The sequence below is a fragment of the Streptococcus oralis genome (assembly GCF_001579175.1).
GTDB lineage: Bacteria > Bacillota > Bacilli > Lactobacillales > Streptococcaceae > Streptococcus > Streptococcus oralis_O.
On the sequence record NZ_KQ970760.1, the window covers coordinates 608584 to 610001 of the forward strand.

1 protein-coding gene is annotated in these 1418 nt (G+C 43.3%); it reads left to right on the forward strand.

The genetic code is table 11. The features are described from left to right. Positions 1 to 1418: DNA primase (dnaG, locus tag SORDD24_RS07315; protein ID WP_231082702.1), on the forward strand; the 1418-nt coding region annotated here is incomplete at both ends.

Below are 1418 nucleotides of genomic sequence, written 5' to 3' on the forward strand. Positions count from 1 at the left end.
TTTTACCATTGTTTCGGTTGTGGGCGCTCAGGAGATGTTTTTAAGTTCATCGAAGAGTACCAAGGTGTATCCTTTATGGAAGCCGTTCAGCTCTTAGGTGAGCGTGTCGGTATTCAACTAGCTATGCCTATCCAGTCTCGTCCTCAACAGTTTTCTCCTCATCAAGCTCTATATGATATGCATGAAGAAGCAGCACGCTTTTACCATGCCATCCTCATGACGACTAAGATGGGAGAAGAAGCAAGGGCTTATCTCTACAAACGTGGGTTGACGGATGAAGTTCTGAAGCACTTCCAAATTGGACTAGCTCCAGCCGAGAGAAACTATCTTTACCAACGTTTATCTGGCAAGTTTGAGGAAAAGGATTTATTGGATTCGGGCTTGTTTTATTTGTCAGATGACAATCAGTTCTTTGATACCTTTTTTGGACGTATTGTCTTTCCTTTGACCAATGACAAGGGGCAGGTTATTGCCTTTTCAGGTCGTATCTGGCAAGAAACTGATGGACAGACTGCCAAATATAAAAATAGTCGCTCGACTGCAATTTTTAACAAGAGTTACGAATTGTATCATTTGGACAAGGCAAAAAAGGGAACAGGTAAGATTACAGAGCTCTATCTGATGGAAGGCTTCATGGATGTGATCGCGGCTTACCGTGCTGGTATAGAAAATGCTGTCGCTTCCATGGGGACAGCGCTGAGCAAGGAGCATGTTGACCACCTCAAACGCTTCACCAAAAAGATAGTTCTCAGCTATGATGGTGACAAGGCAGGACAGGCAGCGACAGCCAAAGCTCTGGAGGAATTAAAAGAGTTCTCAGTGGAAGTTGTCCGAGTACCTGATGCCATGGACCCAGATGAGTATTTGCAAAAGAATTCTGCTGAAGACCTGGCTTACCTTTTAACCAAGACTCGGATTAGTCCTATAGAGTTCTATATTCAGCAACTCAAACCTGAGAATAGTGATAACTTGCAAGCGCAAATCGAGTTCATTGAAAAGATTGCGCCCTTAATCGCCAAAGAAAAGTCTATCACTGCCCAGAATTCATACATCCACATTCTGGCGGATAACCTACCTTCCTTTGATTACCAGCAAGTAGAACAGATTGTAAATGAAAGTCGGATTGTTCAAAGACAGGAGAGGGTCAAGGAGCATCCTAGGCCAGTAGCGATTAGTTTGCCTGTGACGCGGCAACTGACAGCAGTTATGAGAGCAGAGGCTCATCTCCTTTATAGGATGGCAGAGAATCCAGTTGTGTTAAATGACTATCGATTAAGAGGAGATTTTTTCTTTGATACCCCAGAATTTCAGATTCTTTACGAATTATTAAGTGTAGAGGGAGAAATCGGATCAGAGGAACTGTCTCATCAGACTCCTGAGGTTGAAAATGCCTGGTACCATGTTCTTGGTCTAGATTT